The organism is Georgenia thermotolerans (assembly GCF_009193185.1).
Lineage (GTDB): Bacteria > Actinomycetota > Actinomycetes > Actinomycetales > Actinomycetaceae > Georgenia > Georgenia thermotolerans.
Map to the genome: position 1 here is coordinate 37,279 of NZ_VUKF01000017.1, position 22,772 is coordinate 60,050.

At 69.7% G+C, this 22,772-nt stretch carries 21 protein-coding genes; 19 read left to right on the plus strand and 2 right to left on the minus strand.

The window, feature by feature from the left end; genetic code table 11:
* Positions 1–44: 44 nt before the first annotated feature.
* The 5 genes from GD970_RS09760 (at position 45) to GD970_RS09780 (ending at position 4,528) form a co-directional block, all read left to right on the plus strand.
* On the plus strand, positions 45–767 hold the full coding sequence (locus GD970_RS09760; protein WP_170297200.1) for a GntR family transcriptional regulator: 723 nt from the start codon (positions 45–47) through the stop codon (positions 765–767).
* Positions 764–1,777: an ornithine cyclodeaminase family protein gene (locus GD970_RS09765; protein ID WP_152202701.1), complete on the plus strand. Its 1,014-nt coding sequence runs from the start codon at positions 764–766 to the stop codon at positions 1,775–1,777. Before GD970_RS09760 ends, GD970_RS09765 begins: the two co-directional genes overlap by 4 nt.
* Before the next feature lie 14 nt (positions 1,778–1,791).
* Positions 1,792–2,811: a dihydrodipicolinate synthase family protein gene (locus tag GD970_RS09770; RefSeq protein WP_152202744.1), complete on the plus strand. Its 1,020-nt coding sequence runs from the start codon at positions 1,792–1,794 to the stop codon at positions 2,809–2,811.
* A gap of 89 nt (positions 2,812–2,900) precedes the next feature.
* Positions 2,901–4,124 (plus strand): acetyl-CoA C-acyltransferase, encoded by a 1,224-nt coding sequence (locus GD970_RS09775; RefSeq protein ID WP_226925261.1) that lies wholly within the window; start codon positions 2,901–2,903, stop codon positions 4,122–4,124.
* Positions 4,121–4,528, plus strand: coding sequence for a PaaI family thioesterase (locus tag GD970_RS09780; RefSeq protein WP_152202702.1), 408 nt, complete (start codon positions 4,121–4,123; stop codon positions 4,526–4,528). The genes GD970_RS09775 and GD970_RS09780 overlap by 4 nt, the downstream gene beginning before the upstream one ends.
* A 14-nt stretch (positions 4,529–4,542) precedes the next feature.
* On the opposite strand, the gene GD970_RS09785 is transcribed toward GD970_RS09780, so the two are convergent.
* Positions 4,543–5,142: a TetR/AcrR family transcriptional regulator gene (locus tag GD970_RS09785; protein ID WP_152202703.1), complete on the minus strand. Its 600-nt coding sequence runs from the start codon at positions 5,140–5,142 to the stop codon at positions 4,543–4,545.
* A 124-nt stretch (positions 5,143–5,266) separates the two neighbouring features.
* Between GD970_RS09785 and GD970_RS09790 the strand changes: the two genes are divergently transcribed.
* The 12 genes from GD970_RS09790 (at position 5,267) to GD970_RS09845 (ending at position 18,794) form a co-directional block, all read left to right on the plus strand.
* Complete coding sequence (locus GD970_RS09790) at positions 5,267–6,208, plus strand: LysR family transcriptional regulator (RefSeq protein ID WP_170297201.1); 942 nt, start codon at positions 5,267–5,269, stop codon at positions 6,206–6,208.
* Positions 6,209–6,294: 86 nt separating this feature from the next.
* Positions 6,295–7,830 (plus strand): bifunctional 3-(3-hydroxy-phenyl)propionate/3-hydroxycinnamic acid hydroxylase, encoded by a 1,536-nt coding sequence (locus GD970_RS09795; RefSeq protein ID WP_170297202.1) that lies wholly within the window; start codon positions 6,295–6,297, stop codon positions 7,828–7,830.
* 9 nt (positions 7,831–7,839) lie between these two features.
* Complete coding sequence (locus GD970_RS09800) at positions 7,840–8,778, plus strand: VOC family protein (RefSeq protein WP_152202706.1); 939 nt, start codon at positions 7,840–7,842, stop codon at positions 8,776–8,778.
* Positions 8,779–8,801: 23 nt separating this feature from the next.
* Positions 8,802–9,827 carry a fumarylacetoacetate hydrolase family protein gene (locus tag GD970_RS09805; RefSeq protein WP_152202707.1) on the plus strand — a complete coding sequence of 342 codons (1,026 nt, stop codon included), beginning with the start codon at positions 8,802–8,804 and terminating at the stop codon, positions 9,825–9,827.
* Entirely contained in the window at positions 9,824–10,759 is a 936-nt protein-coding gene (locus GD970_RS09810) for an ABC transporter substrate-binding protein (RefSeq protein ID WP_170297203.1), read from the plus strand. Before GD970_RS09805 ends, GD970_RS09810 begins: the two co-directional genes overlap by 4 nt.
* Positions 10,756–12,048 (plus strand): oxidoreductase, encoded by a 1,293-nt coding sequence (locus GD970_RS09815; RefSeq protein ID WP_170297204.1) that lies wholly within the window; start codon positions 10,756–10,758, stop codon positions 12,046–12,048. The genes GD970_RS09810 and GD970_RS09815 overlap by 4 nt, the downstream gene beginning before the upstream one ends.
* A 1-nt stretch (position 12,049) precedes the next feature.
* Entirely contained in the window at positions 12,050–12,760 is a 711-nt protein-coding gene (locus GD970_RS09820) for an EthD domain-containing protein (RefSeq protein WP_152202710.1), read from the plus strand.
* 455 nt (positions 12,761–13,215) lie between these two features.
* A complete protein-coding gene (locus tag GD970_RS09825) occupies positions 13,216–14,310 on the plus strand; it encodes a substrate-binding domain-containing protein (protein ID WP_170297205.1) in 1,095 nt (364 codons plus the stop codon).
* The gene (locus GD970_RS09830) at positions 14,307–15,710 is read left to right on the plus strand and encodes a sugar ABC transporter ATP-binding protein (RefSeq protein WP_152202712.1); all 1,404 of its coding nucleotides are present in this window, start codon (positions 14,307–14,309) and stop codon (positions 15,708–15,710) included. Before GD970_RS09825 ends, GD970_RS09830 begins: the two co-directional genes overlap by 4 nt.
* A 20-nt stretch (positions 15,711–15,730) precedes the next feature.
* Positions 15,731–16,732, plus strand: coding sequence for an ABC transporter permease (locus GD970_RS09835; RefSeq protein ID WP_170297206.1), 1,002 nt, complete (start codon positions 15,731–15,733; stop codon positions 16,730–16,732).
* Between the two features lie 66 nt (positions 16,733–16,798).
* Complete coding sequence (locus GD970_RS09840) at positions 16,799–17,746, plus strand: ABC transporter permease (RefSeq protein ID WP_170297207.1); 948 nt, start codon at positions 16,799–16,801, stop codon at positions 17,744–17,746.
* A 94-nt stretch (positions 17,747–17,840) separates the two neighbouring features.
* Entirely contained in the window at positions 17,841–18,794 is a 954-nt protein-coding gene (locus GD970_RS09845; protein ID WP_152202715.1) for a helix-turn-helix domain-containing protein, read from the plus strand.
* 71 nt (positions 18,795–18,865) lie between these two features.
* Here GD970_RS09845 and GD970_RS09850 read toward each other — a convergent pair whose 3' ends face one another.
* Positions 18,866–20,497 carry an FAD-binding oxidoreductase gene (locus GD970_RS09850; protein WP_152202716.1) on the minus strand — a complete coding sequence of 544 codons (1,632 nt, stop codon included), beginning with the start codon at positions 20,495–20,497 and terminating at the stop codon, positions 18,866–18,868.
* 191 nt (positions 20,498–20,688) lie between these two features.
* Here GD970_RS09850 and GD970_RS09855 point away from each other — a divergent pair, with 191 nt between their 5' ends.
* Both GD970_RS09855 and GD970_RS09860 read left to right on the plus strand, forming a co-directional pair.
* Positions 20,689–21,465 (plus strand): SDR family NAD(P)-dependent oxidoreductase, encoded by a 777-nt coding sequence (locus GD970_RS09855; protein WP_152202717.1) that lies wholly within the window; start codon positions 20,689–20,691, stop codon positions 21,463–21,465.
* 298 nt (positions 21,466–21,763) lie between these two features.
* A complete protein-coding gene (locus GD970_RS09860; protein ID WP_170297208.1) occupies positions 21,764–22,771 on the plus strand; it encodes a fumarylacetoacetate hydrolase family protein in 1,008 nt (335 codons plus the stop codon).
* Position 22,772 lies beyond the last annotated feature (1 nt).

Here is a 22,772-nt window from a genome sequence, read left to right on the forward strand (position 1 = left end):
ATATCGGATATTCTCAGCTAGTCTCACGGCGACGAGGAGGTCCGATGGGCGAAACGAAGGGCTTGCGCAGCGCGCGCAGGATGACCGATGAGGTGCTCGGCATCCTGCATGCGCGGATCGTCGACGGCACCCTTGCCCCCGGCGAGAAGCTCGACATCGAGGCCATCGCCCGGGAGTTCAGCGTCAGCAGGACCCCGGTTCGCGAGGCGGTGCTCCAGCTCGAGTCGCTCGGGCTCGTCGAACGACTCCCCTACCGGGGCTCGGTCGTCGCGGCGCTCAGCGAGGAGAACCTCGACGAGGTCACGGCGCTGCGGGTGGCTCTCGAAGGGCTCGCCGCCGAGCTGGGCGCGCCCCGGTTGACGGCGCTCGAGCTCGCCCGGATGCGGGCCATCCTCGTCGAGCTCGACGAGGCGACCGACGCGCCCGATTTCTCGCTCGGCCGGTTCAACACGCTCAACCGCGAGTTCCACCGGATCATCTACGCGGCCGCGGGCACCCCCGTGCTGCTGCGCCTGATCGACCAGCTCGGAGCCGAGGCCGACCGCCTGCGGCTGCACAGCGACGTCCGCGGCAGCGGCGCCGACTCACAGCACCGAGAGATCCTCGACGCCTGCGAGCGCGGCGACTCGGCGTCGGCCGGGGAGGCCACCCGGCGCCACATCGCGCAGCTGGTCCAGTCCCGCCACGCGACCCCCGAGCACGGCCTGCTCGCCCGGACGCTGGCCTCGGTCTCCACCCCCACCTTCGAAGGAGTGCCCGCACCATGAGTTCTGACGGCCGACTCCCGGCCAGCCCGCCGCTGTTCCTCACCGACAAGGACGTCGAGGCGCTGTCCAGCTGGACCCACGCGATCGACGCGATCCGGGCTGCATACTCCAAGCCCGAGAGCGCCGAGCGCACGCCGGGCCGAATCTTCGCGCAGAGTCCCCGCGAGTGGATTCGCGTCATGCCCTCGGTCCCCGAGGAGGGCAAGGTGTTCGGCACGAAGTCGATCGTCGGGTCGTTCGGGGACGAGCTGCGGGTGAGCTACCTGATCTCCCTCTTCGACAAGGAGAGCGCCGACCTGCTCGCCCTCGTCGACGGCAACCGTGTCACCGGCCTGCGCACAGCGGCGACGACGGCGGTGGGCACAGAGGCCATCACGCCGGCGCGCCCGCTGGTCGTGGGCGTGATCGGCTCGGGCTTCGAGGCTCGCTCGCACCTCACCGCCCTGGCGACGCTGCGCGAGTTTGCCGAGGTGCGCGTGTTCAGCCCCACGCCGGCCAACCGCGAGGCCTTCGCCCGGGACTTCGACGCCCTGCTGGACGCCCCGGTCACCGCCGTCGCGTCCGCGCAGGCGGCGGCCGAGGGCGCCGATCTGATCCTGTGCGCGGCCCGCTCACGTGACGAGTCGCCGACGGTGCAGGCCGGGTGGATCGGCGCGAACGCCACCGTCGTCTCGATCGGGTCGACCACGCCCGCGCAGCGCGAGCTGCCGGCCGACCTCATCGCGCGCGCGGCGGTCGTCGTCGCCGACGCACCGGAGGAGGTCGTGCACGGCAGCGGCGACCTCATCGCCGCACGCCACGAGGGCGTCGACGTCGACACGCTCGTCGTCCCGCTGTCCGCGGTGCTGCTCGGCGAGGTCCCCATCGACCTCGACGCGGGCATCCGGATCTACAAGTCCACCGGCTCCGGCCTCCAGGACATCGTCGTCGCCGAGATGCTCTACGACCGCGCCCGCAACGAGGGCTTCGGCTACGAGCTGCCCGTCAGCATCGTCACAACCAAGAAGTGAGGAACAACAGCACCATGGTGGAGTACACGAAGAGCGAGGCCCGTGACTGGGCCAAGCAGAACTGGAACGGCTGCATCGCCGTCACCATGCCCTCCTACACGGCCGACTTCTCGGGCATCAACGAGAAGGCGATCGCGCACGACATCCTCAAGCTCAAGGAGCTCGGCTTCGCCGGGACGCTGCTGGTCACCGAGCTGAACGTCACGCCCGAGGAGAACGCGCGGATCACCGCCGTCGCCCGTGAGGTCGGCGGCCCGGACTTTCAGCTGTTCTTCCACTGCTCGTTCAACACGCTCGAGGAGAACCTCGCGGCGCTCAAGCTCGCGGAGAAGGCGGGCGTCGACTCCGTCCTGCTCTCCTACCCCACGTCGTACTGGCCGACGAGCCTCGACCAGGTCTTCGACTACACCAAGACCCTCTGCGACTCCACGGACCTCGGCGTGATGCTCTTCGGCCTGCCCGCCTGGGGCTTCGAGCGCATTCACCCGGCCGGCATGCCGGTCAAGTGGGTGCGCAAGGTGCTCGACGAGATCCCGAACATCGTCGCGATCAAGGCCGAGCAGGGCTACCCCACCATCGGCGGGATCATGGAGATGTACCACCACTTCAACGGCGAGGTGATCATCAGCTGCCCAATCGAGAGCGAGACGATCCCGCTGATGTCGGTGCTCGACTTCCAGTTCTCCGGCACCAGCAACACCAACTGGACCTCCGACTACTTCCCCCGCGCCTTCAACCTCGCCCGGAACGGCAGGTGGGAGGAGGCGATGGAGCTGTGGTGGCAGGTCGCGCCCGCCCGCGCCGCCAACGTCGCCATCCTCACCGGCTCGTCCGTCGGCACGACCGTCATCAACCGCACCGGCTGGAAGTACCAGGAGTGGCTCGCCGGTTTCAACGGCGGAGCGCTGCGCGGCCCGGCCGGGCGCCTGCCGGACCGCCTCATGAAGCAGGCACGCGCCGCGCTCATCGCCTCCGGCCTGCCCGTCACCGACGCCCCGGACGAGGAGTTCGTGCGCGGTCGGATCCCCGCCTGACCCACCCCAGCACGGCGCGCGAGGGGCCGGTCCCGTTAGCGGGAGCTGGCCCCTCGCCGCCGCCCCACCGAACCTGAAAGGCACACGCCGTGGCCAACCACCATCTGGCGCCGAACGACGCCGTCGTCGTCGCCTACCAGCGCACCCCGATCGGCCGGGCCCGCAAGGGCTCGCTCGCTGAGGAGCGTCCCGAGGACCTTGCGCTCACGGCCGTCGGGGCCACGCTCGCGCAGGTTCCCCAGCTCGACCCGCGCGAGCTGGGCGACTTCTACATGGGCTGCGCCGTGCCCGAGGGGATGCAGGGCGACAACATCGGGCGCCGCGTGGCCGTGCTCGCCGGCATGGACTTCCTGCCCTCGGCGTCCGTGAACCGCTTCTGCGCCTCCTCCCTGCAGGCGACGGCGATGGCCGCACAGGCGATCAAGGCGGGCGACGGCGACGCCTACCTGGTCGGCGGCGTCGAGTCGACGTCCAACCAACCGCCGATCTCGACCCGCCTGTATCCCGGGTCCGAAGAGTCGGCCGCCCGGGCGGACCGCCTCTTCGAGTCGGGCACCGCCTGGCACGACCCGCGCGAAGACGGCGGGACGCCCGATGTCTACATCACCATGGGCAAGACGGCGGAGTTCGTCGCCGGCCTGACCGGCACGACCCGGCCGGACCAGGACGAGTGGGCGCTCAAGTCGCAGCAGGCGGCCGCGAAGGCGATCGAGCGGGGGTACTTCGCGGGCGAGATCGCCCCGTACACCCGCGACGACGGCACCGTCGTGGCGGCGGACGACGGGCCCCGGCCCTCCACCACGCGCGAGGCCCTCGCCGGCCTGTCCCCGGTGTTCCGGCCCGACGGCACGGTCACGGCGGGCAACGCGAGCCCGCTCAACGACGGCGCCTCAGCCCTCGTCGTGATGAGCGGGCGACGCGCGCAGGAGCTCGGGATCCCCCCGCTCGCTCGGATCCTCGGCAGCGCCGCGAGCGCCCTGTCCCCCGAGATCATGGGCCTCGGTCCGGTCGAGGCCTCTGGCCGCCTGCTGCGGCGGCTGGGCCTGTCCATCGACGACATCGACATCATCGAGCTCAACGAGGCGTTCGCCGCCCAGGTGGTGCCGGTCGTGCGAGAGCTCGGTGCCGATCCCGAGCGGGTCAACCCGCAGGGCGGAGCCATCGCGCTCGGCCACCCCTTCGGGATGACCGGCGCCCGCCTGGTGGGCACCCTCGCGCGCAGCCTCCAGGTCAACGACAAGACCGTGGGCCTCGCCACGCTGTGCGTCGGCGGCGGTCAGGGCATGGCCCTCGTGCTGGAGCGCGTGTCGTGACCGTCTCCGCGTCCGCCCAGCAGCTCATGGCCGGGGACACCAGCCTCAAGACCCTCGGCATCACCATCGTCGAGGCGTCCGAGGGCGAGGCGGTCGCCACGCTCACGGTGCGGCCCGAGATGGCCAACGGTCACGGGATCGCCCAGGGCGGCTACGTCTTCGCCCTGGCCGACACCGCCTTCGCGTTCGCGGCCAACTCCGTGCTCGAGGGGGTAGCGACGACGGACGCGCAGATCACCTACCTCGCGCCGAGCCACGTGGGCGAGGATCTCGTCGCCCACGCGAACGTCTACTTCCAGGACGGCCGGCGCGTGATCGTCGACGTGATGGTCCACGCCGGTGACCGGAGGGTTGCGATCTTCCGCGGCACCGGTCGCACGCTCAAGGCCGCGCGCGCGGGCTGACGGGCTCAACCCGCCTAGGAACCTTCGAGAGCGTGTGCCCGGAGTCCGATGCCGTGCAGCGCAAGCTCGACGATCTCGCCCGCGAACTTGTCGTCCAGGGGCCCGTCGTGCAGGAGCAGCCGCAGGTAGATCGGGGCGTAGGCGAGATTCGCGAGCATCCCCGGCTCGACGTCCGACCGCAAGACGCCCTCGTCGATACCGCGTCGGATCAGTGCCTCGACGGCCGCGCGACGCCCGAGCCAGAACCTGTTGTGGAACTCCTGCATCGCGGCCGGGTCGTACTGGGCCTCCGCGATCAGCTGGGCGACGAGCTTGCCGTCGAGCCCGGCGTACTGGTGCACGACGGCCGCCACGTGGTCCCGGAGCGCCTCTTCGAACGGGACATCCTCGCGCACGGGCGTGTGCGTGAGGTACTCGCTGACGAACGCGTCGATCACGACGGCCGCCTTGTTGTCCCACCAGCGGTAGATCGTCGACTTGCTGACGCCGGCCTGCTTGGCGATCGCCTCGATCGTGAGCTTCTGGATCGTCGTGCCGCGCCGGTTACCGACGCCGAGAAGCTTCAGCGTCGACTTCAGGATCGCTTGACGGCTCTCTTCGCTGCGGCCCACCATGCGGCACAGCGTATCCGATACGAAACGTCTCGCAAGAGCGTGCCGTCACCCGCACCTCCGGTGGCCTCTGAGACGCTTGCCGCCACACCAGACGATTCTGCGGAGAGCGAGGGTGACTGAGGCCATGGCGGCCACCGACTACAACTTGTTGCGCCCGCTACGTGCCCTCCTCGAAGAGCGGAACGTGACGAGGGCCGCCGAACGCCTGCACGTCTCGCAGTCGGCCATGTCGATCGCGCTCGCCAAGCTACGTCGGCACTACGGCGACCCGCTGCTCGTCCGTCGAGGCAATCGGCACGACCTGACGCCGCTCGCCGAGCGCCTCCTCCACGCCCTGCCTCAGGCAATCGCCGAGACGGAACAGATATTCAGGCTGCAGTCCCGGTTTGATCCGGTGACGAGCACCCGGTCGTTCGCGATCGCCGGCATCGACTACACGATTGCCCGCATCGCGCCCTCACTGACGCGCATCGTCGAGCGGGAGGCGCCGAACGTGCGGCTCGAGTTCCCTACCGTCGACGCGGCACTGGTGAACGCCCTCCCCGATTCCCTCCAGACCATCGACGGCGCGATCTTGCCGCACGGATACGTCACCGATCAGCCGCGCCTCGACCTGGCCACCGAAGCATGGGTGTGCCTCGTCGACGCGGCGTCCGGCCTCAGCGACAGACCGACCGCCGACGAGCTGCTGACGCGCCCATGGGTCCACAATCTCGCACCACGCGAGGGCATGGGGCCGGCCAGGCAGCAGCTGCAGTTCCGCGGCATCGACATCTCGATCGCCGCGGTCACCCCCCACTTCTTTGTCATGCCGACCCTCATCGTCGGAACCGATCGGGTCGCCCTCGTTCCCGAAGGGTTCGCACGCATGGCAGTTCGGCTGGAGCCGCGACTCCAGGCCGTCGTGCCACCGCTGGACCTCGCCCCCGTTCGCGACGCGTTCTGGTGGCATCCGGATCACGCCTACGACGCGGAGCACGTCTGGCTGCGTCACGTCCTCGAGCGCGTCGTCGAGGTCATTCGAAATCCTCATGACGGCGATACCCAAAACGCGATTCCCTCATAACGGAACTTCGTGGATGGTGTCTTGCAGCGGAGATGCCCGCGGTCGTAGCATCCGATACGACACGTACTGAACACGAAGGAGTGTTGGTGAATACCGACGTCGATGTCGTCGTCATCGGGGGTGGCCCCGTCGGAGCGACCGCACTTGCCCTCGTGGGCCGCCTGGGCCTGACCGCAGTGGGCCTGGAGAAGGACGAGGAGATGTGGCCGACCGCTCGCGCGGTGCACTTCGACGGCGAGACCATGCGCACGCTGCAGGGTCTGGGCATCGCCGAGAAGTTCGCGGCCGTGACGATCCCGATGAAGCATGTCGAGGTCATCAACGAGTCCGGCGAGGTCCTCGTCCACGCCTCGACCGACCACTTCGGCGACCAGGCGTGGAACGACCACATCAGCTTCCACCAGCCCGACGTCGAGCGCCTCATCCGCGGGGTCGTCGACGAGACTCCGGGCGTCGAGCTCCGTTGTGGCGTGAGCGTGACGAACCTCCGGAACGTCGACGGCGGCGTCGAGGTCACCGCGGTGGCGAAGGACGGCACGGCGCAGACAGTGCGCGCCCGCTGGGTGATCGCCGCCGACGGGGCCCGGTCGGGGATCCGCCAGAGCCTCGGGATTCAGAACGACAAGTACGGCGAGGACGCCCAGTGGCTCGTCGTCGACGGACAGCTCGTCGGCGCGCCCGGTTACGCGGCCGACATGATTCAGTTCGGCCGACACACCCGGCCGGCGCTCTGGCTGCGGCTGCCCGGCACGCGGGTGCGCATGGAGTTCATGCTCATGCCCGACGACGACCCGAACGAGATCGTCACGCCCGCCGCCGTCGAGCGCATCAGCCGCGGCGCCCTGCCGGCGGACAAGTTCGCGCCGGACCGGCAGGCGATCTACACCTTCCGCGGGCGGATCGCTCAGCAGTGGCGCAGCGGGAACGTCTTCCTCGCGGGCGACGCGGCCCACCAGGCGCCGCCGCTCTTCGGTCAGGGCCTGTGCGCGGGGCTGCGCGACGTCGCGAACCTCGCCTGGAAGCTCGAGCTCGTCAAGCGCGGCCTCGCCGGCGATGAGCTGCTCGACACTTACGAGAGCGAGCGCAAGCCGCACGCCACCTTCTGGGTGGAGACCGCCGCGAACCAGGCAGTCATCATCCAGACCACCGACCCCAAGGTCGCCGAGGGGCGCGACGAGTTCATCAGGGCGAACCCCACCGCCAGCGCCGTCCCCACCTCCCCCGCCCTCGGCCCCGGCCTGCACGAGGGCGACAGGGACGAGCGCGCCGGGAAGCTCGGCATGCAGCCGATCCTCGTGGACGGCACCCGCCTTGACGACATGGTCGGGACGCACTTCCTCGTCGTCGCCGACCGCGGGATCTACCACCAGCTGCCCGCCCCGACCAAGGCCGCGCTCGACGACGACGGCGACGTCGTCACGCTGCTCGACCCGCTCAAGGTCGGCCAGCTCCTCGCGTCGGTCGGAGCCAAGGCCGCTGTCATCCGGCCCGACCACTACATCCTCGGCGTCGGAGACACCGCGGACGATCTCGACCGCCTGGTGCACAAGATCCCCTCCGTCGCGCGAGCCACCCCCGTTATCGCCACGCAGACCACCACCGTCACCGCTGAAACGCGTTAGGAGCACGCCATGGCTTTCAGCCCGATCACCCACATCCGGCACTTCGACATCGCGGTGCCTGATTTCGAGAAGCAGGTCGAGTTCTACAAGAACCACTGGGGCCTGACCGTCCAGCACGACGACGGCGACGTCGTCTACTTCGCGGCCGAGGGGTCCCCGGAGCAGTACGTGACGCGCGTGCGCCGGTCTGCCGACAAGCGCCTCGACCTCGTCGCCTTCGGCGCCGCCGACCGGCAGGCCGTCGACACGCTCGCCCAGGACCTCGGCCGCGCCGGCGTCCAGCTGGTCTCCGAGCCCACCGACCTCAAGACCCTGGGCGGCGGGTACGGCTTCCGTTTCTTCGACCTCGAGGGCCGCACCATAGAGGTCTCGACCGACGTCGAGGTGCGCCAGCACCGCAAGATCGAGGAACGCGAGGCGATCCCGGTCCGGCTCTCGCACGTCGTGCTGAACTCGAACGCGCCGGAGACGATGCGAGCCTGGTACGAGAAGCACCTCGGCTTCCGCCTCTCCGACACGCTCAACCACCCGCACGTCGGCGACCTGTTCTACTTCATGCGCTGCAACTCCCAGCACCACTCGATGGCCATCGCCCGCGGTCCGCACGCCTCCCTGCAGCACGCCTCGTTCGAGCTGCGCGGCCTCGACGAGTACATGCGCGGCAGCGGGCGCATGATCCGCGCCGGCTACCGGAAGATCTGGGGCCCCGGGCGGCATGCCGCCGGTGACAACACGTTCACGTACTTCATCGACCCCAACGGGAACACGATGGAGATGACCACCGAGCTCGAGACCATCGACGAGGACAGCTGGCACCCGCACATCTTCGACGTGCAGGAGCCGGAGACCTCCGACCAGTGGGGCACCGGCGGCGACATGGACGAGTTCATCACCAAGGAGATGTTCAACGACCCGGACACCGGCCTCTTCGTCGCACCGCCGGTCTGATTCCAAGGCACGAGGAGAGAGGCATGGCGATGACGCGGTTCGCGATCGGTACCTTCGTGCTCGATGGTGCCGTGGTCCCGGGCCTGGTTCAGGGCGACGAGCTCCACGACCTGCGATCCGCGCTGCCCGCGGTCTCCGTCACCTCGGAGCTGTTCTCCGACTGGGAGGCGCACCTCGACCGGCTCGCGGCCTACCTCGCCGCACCAACGGGCGCCCCGCAGCCGCTCGAGGCGCTCGGCGCCGCCGGGCGGCTGCGGGTGCTGCCCCCGGTGCAGCCGGTCGGACCGATCCTGGCCGCCGGGGCGAACTACCGCGACCACATCATCGAGATGAGCGTCGCGCACAAGCTGGGCAGGGACGGCGCCTCGGCCGCCGAGCTTCGCGAGGACGCGGCCGCGGAGATCGACGCCCGGATCCGCACCGGTGACCCGTACGTCTGGACCGGGATACCGTCCGCCGTGAGCGGGGCCTACGACGACGTGCAGCTGCCCGATGTCGGCGCGGACGTCGACTGGGAGCTCGAGCTCGGCGTTGTCATCGGCCGGACCGCACACCGTGTCGCCGTCGAGGACGCCCTCGACCACGTGGCGGGCTACACGATCGTCAACGACCTCACGGCCCGCACGCTCGTCCCGCGCGACGACATGGCGAAGATCGGCACGGACTGGTTCCGTGCCAAGAACCAGCCGACCTTCTTCCCGACCGGTCCCGTCCTGGTCCCGGCGCGGTTCGTCCCCGACCCGGCCGACCTGCGCATCCAGCTCCGGCTCAACGGCCAGCTGATGCAGGACGCGACGACGGCGGGCCTGGCGTTCGACGTCCCGAGCCTGATCTCCTACGCATCATCGGTGGCGATCCTGCAGCCCGGCGACCTGCTGATCACCGGCTCGCCCGCCGGCAACGGCTCCCACTGGAAGCGGTTCCTGCGCCACGGCGACGTCATGGAGTCGACGATCACCGGCCTGGGCCGGCAGCGGAACGTTGTTCGCGGGCCGAGCGGGGTCCTGCCGCCGTGGCAGGCATCCCGCCCGGACACGGTGTCGGCGTGACGATCCGCCAGCTCTTCTTCGTCCCACCGGTCCCCCTGCTCGTCGCGGAGGAGCTCGGCCTGCTCGCCGCCGCCGGCCTCGACATCGAGTCGCGGCCGACACGCTCCAGCGCCGAGCAGCTCGCCGGGCTCCGGTCGGACACCGTCGACGTCGCGGTGACCGCGATGGACAACGTCTTCGTGTGGAACCACCTCGGGGCGGACCTGAGGATCGTCGCGCAGGTCGAGCAGACCACCGTGCTGAGCGTGTACGCCAGCCCCGACCACCGCACCCTCGCCGACCTCGACGGCGCCACCTTCGCCGTCGACGCGCTCACCAACGGCTTCGCGATCGTCGCCCGCACCCTCCTGGCGCGCGCAGGTGTCAGCGCGAGGTACGTCGAGACCGGCGGCGTCAAGGAGCGCTTCGACGCGCTCCTCGGCGGCCGCGCCGACGCGACGCTCCTCGGCCCCCCGCTCGACGCGCTCGCGGACCAGGCGGGGATGGTTCGACTCGCGTCGGCCAACGAGGCGTTCCCCGCGCTGCCAGGTCAGGGCGTCGTTGTCCGAGCGCGGCGTTCGCCGCACGAGACGGCCGAGCTCCGCGCGTACCTCGAGGTGCTCCGCGCGGCGGTCATGGCGACCGAGTCGATGACCGTCGCCGACGGCATTGCCCTTCTCGAGCGCCACGGGTTCCCGGGACGCTCGGCTGCTGACGCGTGGCGTACCCGCCCGCGCTCGATCGCGGTCGACGCCGCCGGCCTCTCGCTCGTCGAGGCGCTGCGCGCCCAACTCGACCTCCTGCCCCTGGGATACGCCGGACTCGACGGCATCCTCGACGCCTCATTGGCACCAGCCCGAGCACCACAAATACGGTCCGTCCCGTATCGTATTTCTTGTCTTAATGCCCGGCACCCACGGGCCACACTCAACGAGGAGAAGGAATGGATGTGACCACTGCCCGTAGCGCCCGCGAGGTGCTCGGTTCCGAGTTCACGATCAACAAGCTGCCGATCAAGAACCGCATCGTCCTCGGGCCGATGTCGGTGCTGCGCCCCACGGAGGACGGCCGCCCGAGCGCCCAGACGATCGCGTTCTTCAAGCGCCGCGCCGCCGGTGGCGTCGGGCTCATCATCGTCGGCGGCTCGGTGGCGACGGAACGTGCCTGGCGGGAGTCGCCGTTCTCCCCCAACCTTCGCTTCGACAAGGACGAGTTCGTCGCCGACCTCAAGCGCCTCACGGACGCGGTGCACGAGTACGACACGCCGGTCTTCGCCCAGCTCTTCCCCAGTTTCGGCAGGATGGGCGTTCCCCGGGACGGCCACCAGATCTCGGCAGCCAGCCCGAAGCCGGTCAACCTGGGCGTGGCCGGGCTGCCCGACCACGTCTACGTCCCCGGCGGCCGCATCACCCCGCCGCCGCACGAGGCCACGGTCGCAGAGATCAAGGGGATCGAGGCCGACGTCGTCGCCGCGGCCCGACGCGCCAAGGCCGCCGGCTTCGACGGCCTCGAGATCGGCGCGCACATGTGCTACTTCTACTCGTCGTTCCTCTCGCCGCTGGCGAACCAGCGGACCGACGAGTACGGCGGCTCCGCCGAGAACCGGGCACGTGCCCTGCGTGACGCCGTCGCCGCGGTCCGGGCCGAGGTCGGCCCCGACTTCCCGATCGGCGTTCGCATGAGCGTGAACGACCACATGCCCGGCGGCCAGGGGCCGGAAGGGTGGGCCGAGGTGGCCGCCCACATCGTGCCCGGCGGCGTCGACTACATCGCGCTCAGCGACGGCAACTACGAGTCGCTTCGCGAGAACCTGCCCACGCCGTCGGGCAACATGCTCGCCCACGGCGAGCCGCAGGCGTTCCGCAAGGCCGTCGGGGACGGCGTCCGGCTGTTCCTGTCCAGCACACCGGACCCGCAGCAGGCCGCCACGGCCATCGCAGCCGGGCACGCCGACGCGACGATGCTCGCGCGGCAGCTGCTCGCCGACCCCGACTACCCCACCAAGGTCGTCGAGGGTCGGGAGTCGGAGATCGTGTGGTGCGACCAGGCCAACTCCTGCATGCGCCGGCTCATGCTCAACGTCCCGGTGCACTGCCACAAGAATCCGGAGATGGGTCGCGAGGACCCGCACGCCAAGCAGGCGAACCTGGGGCAGAACCTGGCCGTCTGGGCGGCGGGCAACCCCGTGCTGATGGGGCTGGCGGACAAGGCCGCGCGCCTGGCAACGAAGCGGAAGCGCTGACGTGACCGGCATCGCCTACAAGCTCACGATCCTCCTCAAGGCGCGTGACGGGCTGGCCCCGGAGGACTTCACGGACGCCTGGCTGAACCTCGAGGAGAAGCATCCGCTCCGGGCCGCCGGGATGGTGGGGCACACCTTCGACCGGCCACTCGCCGGCGCCTCCCCGATCAAGGCCGCGCAGGCAGCACCGTTCGATGCCGCCATCGAGACCTGGTGGGAGCGGAAGAACGACGCCGCCGACTGGGTGGTCTCTCGACAGTTCGCGGACCGCTGGCTCCCGGACCACCTCGAGCTCCTCGCCGAACCGCCGGCGGCGATCGGCGGCGCCCCGGAGCTGATCTGGGAGCGCGAGCTCGCGGTCGACGCGGCACCGGTCCGTCTCCTCGTCCTGCCGGTCGCCCTGCGGCGAATGCGATTTGCCGACTTCGCCGACCATTGGACCAGTCAGCACGCCCAGCTCGCACTTGGTGGCCCGGAGACGAAGGACCGGCTCGTCAGCCTCGAGAACACACCGGCTCCGATCGCACCTCCGGCACGGTTCGCACGAACGCGGTACGACGGCGTCGGGGCGATCACGTTCGAGTCCCCCGAGGCGCTCACCGCCGAGTTCTCGTGCGACTATTACAAGCAGGTTGTCGCACCTGACGAGCTGCGGTTCACCGACCCGGCGTTCTCAGCAGCGCTCATCACGGAGCCTGTCACCTTGCACTGACACACCACAGAGCCGAGGCGGGCCCGTACCTTCTGGTGCGGGCCCGCCTCAACTCTTGTCTTGGCGCGGTGCCTGGGGCGTCAGTGGGACATCACGCGCAGAGACAGACGGCCCTCACGGCGGGCGTCGCCCGCGCTGTCAGGGCTAAGACGTCACCCCTCGTCGCATCCCAGCCATGGAGGCCCTAGACATCCCCCGGCACAAACCAGTACGGTGCGTCTCGTACGACGCGGTACGGTGCGTATCGTATGCTCACCCTCTGAACGGAGCACATGTCAATGAAGTCATGTCGAACTCAGCGCCTGCGTGCGCTCGGCGCCGGCGCCGGCGTCCTCGCCCTTTCGCTCACCCTCGCCGCATGCAGCGGCGGCACCGCGGAGCCAGCACCGTCGGGAGCCGGAAGCACGTCCCCTGCGGCTTCCGCCGCCCCTGCCGCCGAGGGGCAGTGCGGAAGCGTGCCGGAGATCGCCCCTCAGGACCCCGACGGGGTCGTCGCCGCACTGCCGGCCGAGCTGCAGGCCTCCTACAACGGTTTCCCCCAGCCGGTGCAGGCCAGTGCGTGGGCGGACTGGAAGCCCAGTGACGACGGCCCGTGGGACGTCGCCGTGCTCTGGCAGCCACCGATGAACACCTTCGTGAGCAACACGCACAAGGGCCTCATGGACACCCTGGAGGCGTCCGGCAACGTCAACGTGGTCGCCGACCTCGCCCCCAAGGACCCCACCGACGTCCCGGGCCAGCTGCAGCAGTTCAACCAGGCCGTGGCGCAGAAGCCGGACCTGATCATCCTCATGCCGCTGGCGGCCGAACCGTTCATCGAGCCCATCGAGGCAGCCGCCGAGGCGGGCATCCCGACGGTCACCCCGTGGCTGCCCGTGCCGACGAAGTCCGCGATCGGCATCAGCCAGAACGACTGGCTCGCCGCCGCGAAGATCAGCGCCAACGTCGCCGCGAGCATCGGTGGCAAGGGTGACGCCCTCATGGTGCACGGAATTCCGGGCATCACCAGCGACACCAACGCGTTCGCCGCCTTCGAGTCCGTGCTCGCGCTGTGCCCCGACATCAAGCAGGCCGGCGAGGTGACCGGCAACTTCTCCACCGCCGCCACCCAGGCGGCCGTGCTGCAGTTCCTGTCGACGCACCCGGGCGAGATCGCCGCCGTGTTCCAGGCGGGCGTCATGACCCCCGGCGTCATCCAGGCGTTCGAGCAGCTCGGCCGCCCGGTGCCCGCGATCGCCGACCTCGGCTCCACCCAGGGCAGCATCGCCTACGCCTACGAGAACCAGGACACCTACAAGGAGTTCGGAGGCTCGGTCCCCGACGAGGCGATCGGCCGGGTGGCCGCCGATGTCGCGCTGCGCACCCTCAGCGGTGACGGGCCCAAGGTCAGCACGATCCTCACCGAGCTCAAGCCCATTGACAACACCAACCTGGACAAGGTGTACCAGGAGGGCTGGACCGTTAACGGCAGCGACGACGCGTGGTTCCCCGACGACACCTTCATGGAGCCGGACGTCCTCGACCAGTTCTTCAACCGAGCGGCCCAGTGACGGAGAACGTCACGGTGCCGCGGGTCGTAGTCCGAGGCGTCACCAAGACCTTCGGCGCGACTCGCGCCCTCGCCGGCGTGGACCTCGAGGTCCACGCCGGCGAGGTCCATACCGTCATGGGAGAGAACGGGTCGGGCAAGTCAACCCTCGTGAAGCTGCTGTCGGGAGTGCACCGCCCGGACGAGGGCGAGCTGCTGATCGACGGCCGCCCAGCAGGCGCCGTGCAATCGCCGGCACAGGCCCGCGCCCTCGGCGTCGCGACCGTGTTCCAAGAGGTCCTCACGGTGCCCGGGCAGACGATCGCCGAGAACGTGTGGCTGGGAACCAAGGTCTCGCACGTGGGGAAGGCCGAGCGACGAGCGCGTGCGGCACACCTGCTCGAAACGCTCGTGGGCGCGCCGGTCGACGTCGACGCTCCCATCGAGAGCCTGTCGCTCTCGGAGCGGCAGGCCGCCTGTATCGCCCGTTCACTCGTGAGCGAGCCTCGTCTGCTGATCCTGGACGAATCGACCTCGGCGCTCGACGTGGCAACCCGCGACCGCCTCTTCGACATGGTGCGTGAGCTCAGCGCGGCGGGGACGAGCGTGCTGTTCATCTCGCACCGCATGGACGAGGTGTTCGCCATCTCGGACGTGTTCACCGTCATGCGGTCAGGCGAGACCGTCACCGCCCGACTGGATGCAGGTTCGACCACCGCGGACGAGCTCGTCCACCTGATGTCGGGGACGACCAAGGCCTCCGGGCGCCGGACCGGATGCGTGAGCTCTGACGTCGTGCTCGAGACCCCGCTGTTCACGCTCCACGCCGGCGAGGTCGTCGGGCTGGCCGGGCTCGAGGGTCAGGGCCAGGACGAGTTCCTGAAGTCGCTGCGCACCGCGCAGGCGGCCGGCCCGGTCTCCTACGTGCCGCGAGAGCGGCGCGCCGAGGGCATCTTCGAGCAGCTCAGCATCGCCGAGAACTTCGCCCTGCCCACGCTCGCCCGCGACACCGTCGCGGGCGTCATCCGCCCGCGACGCACCCGTGCCCGCCTCGGGGCCCACGGCGAACGCCTGCGGCTGAAGATGGGCCACGCCACCGACGGGATCACGACGCTGTCGGGAGGCAACCAGCAAAAGGTGATCATCTCCCGGGCCCTGGCCGACGATCCCACCGTCCTGCTGCTCAACGACCCCACGCGGGGGATCGACCAGAACGCCAAGAACGACATCTACGCGCTCATCGACGACCTCCTCCGCCGTGGCCTCGGGGTGGTGCTGCTGTCGACCGAGGTCGACGAGCTCGTCAACCTCGCCGATCGGGTGCTCGTGTTCGAGGACCGCACGATCAGCGCCGACCTGTCCCGGGACGAGATCACCCGCGAGGCCATCGTGAGCGCCTACTTCGGGGCGGTCGTCCCATGACCCTGACGAAGGACACGCGCATGATTCCGGTGAAGGACGACGGCACGCGCACGGCGAGGCGCACCCGCGTGGCCCGGAAGCGGCTCCCCGCGATCGCGACGAGGCACACCTGGGTATTCGCGGCCGGGCTGGTGGTGGTGCTGCTGATCGCGAACGCCACGGTGCAGCGCTCCATCCTGGAGCCGAGCTATTGGCCCACCCTGCTGGGCACGCTGGCGCCGTTCGTGCTGGTGGCCCTCGCGTCCACCGTGCCGATCCTCGCCGGCGGGGGCGGCATCGACATCTCGGTCGGCCCCACCGCCACGCTGACCAACTGCCTGCTGGCCGCCGTGCTCTTCGCGAACGGGTGGACCTCCATCTGGGTGACCTTGCCGATCGTGCTGGTCGTCGGGGTGGCGATCGGTGTCCTCAACGGCGTTCTCGTCGTGTTCGGCCGGCTGCAGCCGGTGATCGCGACCCTGGCGACGTTCTTCGTCCTCAGCGGCATCGCCCTGAAGATCTCGCCGAACCCGGTGCCCGCCACGGGCAACTGGACGAGCAAGCTGTCGGGCATGGTCGGGCCGGTCCCCGGCGCGCTCATCACCATCGGGGCCGCGCTCGTCGTCTGGCTGGTGCTGTGGCGGCTGCGGTACGTGTCGACGCTGAAGTCCGTCGGCGGCGACGACGTCGCCGCCTTCTCCGCCGGTGTCCCGGTCGCTAAGGTCCGCATCGGCGCCTACGCCCTTGCCGGTCTCTTCGCGGCGATCGCCGGGATCGCCCTGACGGCGGTGATCCAGACCTCGGCGCCGTCGCTCGCCACGACCTACTCCCTGGTCGCGCTCGCCGCGGTCTCCCTCGGGGGCACCTCGCTCCTGGGTGGGATCGGCGGGATGTTGGGATCCGTCCTGGGAGCGTCGGCGATCTACCTGCTCCAGGAACTCTTGGCCGGCGCCGGCGTGCCCACGAGCTACGTCCAGTTCGTCTACGGCCTGCTCCTGGTTGCCGGTGTCGTGCTCTCCGGTCTGGCTACGAGGAAGCGGTAGGTGGAACCCATGACTGCGACAGTGACATCCCCAGCCACGACGGTGAGACCCTCGGTGCGGACCTCGGTGCTGCGACGCCTCCCCGTGGTGCAGCTCGTCGTCCTGGCGGCCGTCTTCGCCTGGGGGACGATTCAGATGGACGGCTTCGCCTCCCCCTCCTCCCTCAAGGCGATGTCGGTCATCGCTTGTCTGCTGGCCCTCGCCTCGCTCGGGCAGACGCTCGTCATCATCATCGGCGGGCTCGATCTCGCCATCCCCGGATACATCACCGTCGGAGCCGTGGCGACCGTCGTGCTCGGCGGCACGCACGGATGGCCGCTGTGGCTGGTCGCACTGTTCGTCGTCGCCGTCTGCGGCGCGGCCGGCGCGCTCAGCGGCGCCATCTGCCACTACCTCAAGGTGCAGTCACTGGTGGTCACCCTCGGCATGTCGGCCGTGCTGACCGGCGGGGTGCTCATTGCCACGAAGGCGAACATCCTCGGCATGCCGCCCGCGAGCCTCGGCAGCTGGACGGCCGTCATGGGACGGACGTTCGGGTTGCCCTTCCCGCCCGTGGTGGCGCTGACCGTGCTCGCCGTCGTCGGCACGTGGCTCTTCCTCGCGCACACCCCCGCGGGGCGCCGCCTCTACGCGACGGGGGCCAACCCGCGCGCCGCCGAGGGCCTCGGGGTCCGCACCGCGCGGGTGTGGATCGGCACGTTCGCCTTTGGGGCTGCCTGCACCGGGTTGACCGGGATGCTGATCGCCGGGTTCACCTTCGGAGCCTCGCTCTCGACCGGAGACCCCTACTTCTACTCGGGGCTCGCGGCCGTACTCGTGGGTGGCACGGCGCTCGGCACCGCGCAGGGAGACTTCCTGCGCACCGTGCTGGGAGCCCTGACGCTGACCGGCCTCACGACGATCCTCGCCGGGCTCGGCCTGGGCGAGGGTGACACCCGCATCCTCTACGGCATCGCGATCATCCTGGTGGTGCTCGCCTACGGGCGCGGCCGGCGGCTGCGTGACCGGCTCTGAGCCGGACCGACCATCACCACCACCGGGCGAGCCCGATACGATCGGGCCCGCCCCTAAAGGCACTCTCAGAACCAGACACAGGGGTGTGTGGACGATGAGCACCCTGCTCGACACTCGAACGGTCACGCCGTCGGACCGCCCGGACTACTGGTCGGCGGGCATCGCCGAGCACTTCTTCCCGGCGTCCCTCCAGCCCCCGGACGACCATCCGTTCGCGGCCCGGCTCACCGGCGGTGACGTCGGCCCGATCGCGGTGCACTCCATCCGCGGCGTTCCCCACCGCATCACGAGGACGGCTCGGATGGTCGCCGCGACCGACCCGGACTACCTCCTGCTCTACCTGCTCCGTCACGGGGCGTGCCGGATCGAGCAGGATGAGCGGTCCTGGGTGCTCGGGCCAGGCGACATCGGATTCCACGACACCTCACGGCCCTCGGCCTTCGAGGCGCGTGACGGGCTCGACGTCGCCGTCTTCTCCATCCCGAAGTGGTTCCTCGGCGCCGGGGCGGACCACATCGCCCGCGCGACAGCCACGCCGATGCCGCAGCGGCGCAGGCCGATGGTCCGCATGGCGGTGCCGTTCCTGGCAGCGTTCGCCCAGGCGGCTGAGGCCGGCACCCTGTCCGAGCAGGAGCGCGAGGGGCTGTCGGACATGCTCGGCACGATGCTCCGCATGCTCTGCGGTGACGACGACGCCGAGGAGCTCTCGCAGGACCGGGGCGCGCGCACAGAGGCGTTCCTGACGCGGATGCGCCGCTACGCGCTCGAGAACCTTCACGACCCTGGCCTCGGTCCCGAGCAGATCGCCCGGGCACACTTCGTCTCCACCCGCTACGTGCACAAGGTGTTCGCCGAGGCAGGCACCGGCGTGTCCGCCTGGATCCGCGAGCAGCGCATGGAGCGTGCCGCGCAGGAGCTGCGCGAGTCGGGCGAGTCGTCGATCGCGCACGTCGCCTCACGCTGGGGCTACCGGGACGCCGCCAGCTTCAGCCGTGCTTTCCGGCGGGCCCACGGCCGGTCGCCGCGGGACGTGCGCGCCGGCGCATAGGGCCAGCCCGCCGTTACGGCACGAGGCCCTTGCCCCACTGAAGGGGCAAGGGCCTCTTGGCGCGGCTCGTCTTAGTCGAGCGGGAAACGCTCATCCACGATCGGGAAACCTTCCTGGCGCAGCCGGGTGCCCCAGATGCCCGACTTGCCGGGGGCGATGATCCCGTTCGGGTCGAGGGTGTCCTTGATCGCCTCGTTGAACCTGCGCTGAGCGTGGTTGTTGAACCCGAACTGGTGGGCGGCAAGGTCCATGAACGACAGGTGTGCCCGGTACTCGCCGTAGCCCATCTTGCCCGCCTTGGCGACCATCGTCTTCGCCGCCGAGTACGCCTTCTCCACCTGCTCCGGGTTCTTGGTGTCGAAGGGGATGACGTTGATGAACGTGGTCGCCCGGGCGTTGATCGGGAGCATGCCGCCCAGGTAGTCGAGCCCGGCCTCGGCGCACATCTCGCTCATCAGCTTCTGCGCGGCCTGCGCGTGCTGAGCCGTGAGCGGGATCACCGGAGAGAAGTCGACGTGGCCGCCCTCGTCGCCACCGGACCACGAGGCCATCTTGTAGAGGTCGAGGCTGGGAACACCGATCTGGACCCGTTCGTGCGGGTTGGGGAGGTTCTCCCACTCGTCGGCGCCGTGCTTCTCACCCGTCAGGTCGACGCCGGGGATCCGCAGGAAGCGCTCCCTGAGCTTGGCGTAGTTGTGGTCCACCACGGCCTCGTCGCCATACAGCGCGAACCGCATCATCCAGCGCCCGAGCCCGAGCTCCTTGGCGATCTTGTCGATGACCTCCTCGGGCATGGGGCCGGGGCCGTCGTACCACTCGGCGCGGGTGGTCAGCATCGACGCCATGATGAGGGTGTTCGACAGCTGCGGGCGCATGTCGATCGTGCCGGCGAGCATGAGCTCGCGCAGCGCGTCGATCACGGCGGGCAGCTGCGTGTCGTCCCACAGGCGCAGCCACAGCGGCATGTAGATCTCGGGCTTGGGCATCAGCCAGTAGCCCATCTTCGTGACGATGCCGTAGTTGGACTGCATGAACAGCTCGGTCGACGTCGGACCGAGGCCGCGCTTGTACAGCGGCCAGGTCGGGTTGTTGTCCATCGCGCCCGAGCCCGTGCGGAGGAGGTCGCCGTCGGGAAGCACCACCTCGAAGCCGCAGTGCGACGCCTGGTCGATGGAATAGGGCATGTAGGTGAGGCCGTGCTCGAGAGTGTTGGACACGACGCCGCCCCAGCCGATGTCGACGATGGAGGCGACGAGGTCGTGGCCGCCGGCCTTGATCGCATCGTGCAGGTCGAACCAGCTCACGCCCGGCTCGACGATCGCGTAGCCGAGCTCGTCATTGATCTCGAGCACCTTGTTCATGTTCTTGAACGACAGCATCACCGAACCGCGCACCTGCGGCGCGGCACCGCCGTAGCCGTTGTTCTTGCCCCGGCCGATCGGCCACAGCGGGACACGGTGCTCGTTCGCGATCCGCACGATCGCCTGCACGTCCTCGACGGACGTGGGGCTGACGACGCCGGACGGCACATTCGTGGCCATGCCGGGCACCTGGTACGGGTCCTGAAAGTCCTGCAGCGACTCGGCATCGGTGGCCACCTTCTCGGCACCGATCGCCGCGGAGAACGCCGCGAACGCACGGTCGAGCTCGGCCTCGGTAACGCCGGGCGGGACCGGTCGGGTGGACTGGGTGACGTCAGTCATCGTTCTCCTCGATCTCTTCGTTGAAGTGGGAGTGGTGCTGCCCGTTGTACGCGGGCCGCTCGGCCCTCGTGGCCGGTCGTGCAGCCCGTGCACAGAGTCGTGCAGGCCCTGCACGACGGGACGGCGGCAGGTACCGCCGGTGATTCGATGCCCTCGTCATCGCGGACGAAGTGGAAGGAAAACCAAGAGTCATGGCACAGGGTCGACTTGCGGGAAAGGTCGTGCTGCTCACCGGCATCGGGGGCGGGATGGGGCGCGTCACCGCTCAGCTCTTCGCCAGCGAGGGCGCGATGGTGGTCGGGTGCGACCTCAACGCGGAGGGTGCGGCCGAGACGGTCCGCCTCGTCGAGGCCGCCGGCGGCGCCATCGACTCGAGCGTCCCCGTGGATTTGGGCCGCCGGGAGGACGTCGAGCGCTGGGTCGCCGAGGCCGCGGAGAAGCACGGCAGGATCGACGTGCTCTACAACAACGCCAGCATGCCCCGCTTCGCTCCCTTCGCGGCGCAGAGCGACGAGGACTACCTCTTCACGATCGACAACGAGCTGCACCTTGTCTGGCGCGCCTGCCATCTCGCGTGGCCGCACCTGGCGAAGGTGGGCGGCGCGATCGTCAACATCGGCTCCGTCGCCGGCATCCAGGGCGCCCGCGCGCTCCCCCAAGCGGCGCACTCCGCCGCGAAGGGAGCGGTGCTGGCGCTGACCCGGCAGCTCGCCGCGGAGGGCGTCGCCCACGGGATCCGTGTGAACTCGGTGAGCCCGGGGGTCATGGGCACGCCTCCCATCCTCGCGATGTACGAGGCGCTCGGCGAGAACGCCCCCGTAGCGCCCATCGTCGAGCGGACGATCACCGGCAAGCCCGGCGATCCGATCGCCGTCGCGTACGCCGGTCTCTACCTCGCCTCCGACGAGGCGGCATGGGTGACGGGCACGAACATCGTCGTCGACGGTGGGGCACACGCCTTCATGTGACATAGCGCAGCAACTGCGAGGGAGCCGTGGGGCGTGAGCCTCACGGCTCCCTCGCGTGGCATTCAGCGATCCCCGCGTACGAGCGACCGGCCGTGTCGCGCACGCGGTCAGTCCGGGGCCGCCTCGCGCAAACGCCTCCCGCAAGCACACGCTTCCATTCGATACTATCCGTCTCGTATGCTGTCACCGCGCACCCGAGGAGGCGCGGGCGCGACGCTCAGCTCAGCGCGTCGCGCAGGTCATTCGATACTGCGCGTATCGTATGGACGAGGCTGAACAACCCAAGGAGGGTCCACCAATGAAGCTGGGACGCATCGCCGTCAGCGGTCCTGACGGTGAGGAGATCCGCGTAGTCGCGGCCGAGCCGGAGCATGACCGGGTCATTGACCTGAAGAAGGCCTACGCGCTCGCGCTGCAGAAGGGCGGCGCCACCGTCGAGGGCTCGCGCCACCTCGCCCACGCGACCTTCCGTGACCTGACCCAGGGCGTATCGAGCGGAGACTTCTTCCTCGAGGCCGCGCACAAGGCGCTGGACGCGGCCGACGATGCATCGCTCCCGCTCGGGGACGCGGACTTCCGTGCGGCGATCAAGCCGCCGGTGCTGCGCGACAGCCTGACGTTCAACGGCCACATCAAGAACTTCTTCGGCAATGTCATGAAGTCGAAGCCGACGCGCGCCGTGTACGAGCGGCCGGGCTTCTTCAAGGGCTCGACGGCGACCCTCTACGGCACGAACGAGACGATCCCCTACCCGAGCATCACTGAAAAGCTCGACTACGAGCTCGAGATCGGCTACGTCATCGGCAAGCCGGGGCGGAACCTCGCGCCGGAGGAGGCGTTCGACCACGTCTTTGGCATCACGATCTTCAACGACTGGTCGCTGCGCGACGTCCAGGTCCTCGAGAACCCGATCGGCATGGGCGCCCAGCACTCGAAGGACTTCGCCTACGGCATCGGCCCGTGGATCGTCACGCTGGACGAGATCGACTCGATCATCGGCCTCACCGGCCAGGTGCGCGTCAACGGAGAGATTTGGTCCGACACCAAGGTTGAGGACTTCATCTGGACGCCGGAGGAGACGGTCTCGTACGTGTCCCAGTTCGACGGCCTTCAGCCGGGTGACCTCATCGGCTCCGGGACGATGGCGTTCGGCGCCGGCGCCGAGCTGCAGAAGTTCCTCCAGCCCGGTGACGTCCTTGAGCTCGAGCTCGAGAAGGTCGGCGTGCTGCGCAGCCCGATCGCCACGGAGAAGGAAGAGCCCGGCTGGTGGCCCACCCCGCAGCCGTTCCCCTTCGAGGAGGACTGAT

Bases quoted from the DNA above. Each gene is read 5' to 3' on its own strand.
- GD970_RS09860 (WP_170297208.1), top strand. From the start codon at position 21,764: ATGAAGCTGGGACGCATCGCCGTCAGCGGTCCTGACGGTGAGGAGATC.
- GD970_RS09760 (WP_170297200.1), top strand. From the start codon at position 45: ATGGGCGAAACGAAGGGCTTGCGCAGCGCGCGCAGGATGACCGATGAG.
- GD970_RS09855 (WP_152202717.1), top strand. From the start codon at position 20,689: ATGGCACAGGGTCGACTTGCGGGAAAGGTCGTGCTGCTCACCGGCATC.
- GD970_RS09790 (WP_170297201.1), top strand. From the start codon at position 5,267: ATGGCGGCCACCGACTACAACTTGTTGCGCCCGCTACGTGCCCTCCTC.
- GD970_RS09765 (WP_152202701.1), top strand. From the start codon at position 764: ATGAGTTCTGACGGCCGACTCCCGGCCAGCCCGCCGCTGTTCCTCACC.
- GD970_RS09845 (WP_152202715.1), top strand. From the start codon at position 17,841: ATGAGCACCCTGCTCGACACTCGAACGGTCACGCCGTCGGACCGCCCG.
- GD970_RS09785 (WP_152202703.1), bottom strand. From the start codon at position 5,142: ATGGTGGGCCGCAGCGAAGAGAGCCGTCAAGCGATCCTGAAGTCGACG.
- GD970_RS09770 (WP_152202744.1), top strand. From the start codon at position 1,792: ATGGTGGAGTACACGAAGAGCGAGGCCCGTGACTGGGCCAAGCAGAAC.
- GD970_RS09805 (WP_152202707.1), top strand. From the start codon at position 8,802: ATGGCGATGACGCGGTTCGCGATCGGTACCTTCGTGCTCGATGGTGCC.
- GD970_RS09835 (WP_170297206.1), top strand. From the start codon at position 15,731: ATGATTCCGGTGAAGGACGACGGCACGCGCACGGCGAGGCGCACCCGC.
- GD970_RS09800 (WP_152202706.1), top strand. From the start codon at position 7,840: ATGGCTTTCAGCCCGATCACCCACATCCGGCACTTCGACATCGCGGTG.
- GD970_RS09850 (WP_152202716.1), bottom strand. From the start codon at position 20,497: ATGACTGACGTCACCCAGTCCACCCGACCGGTCCCGCCCGGCGTTACC.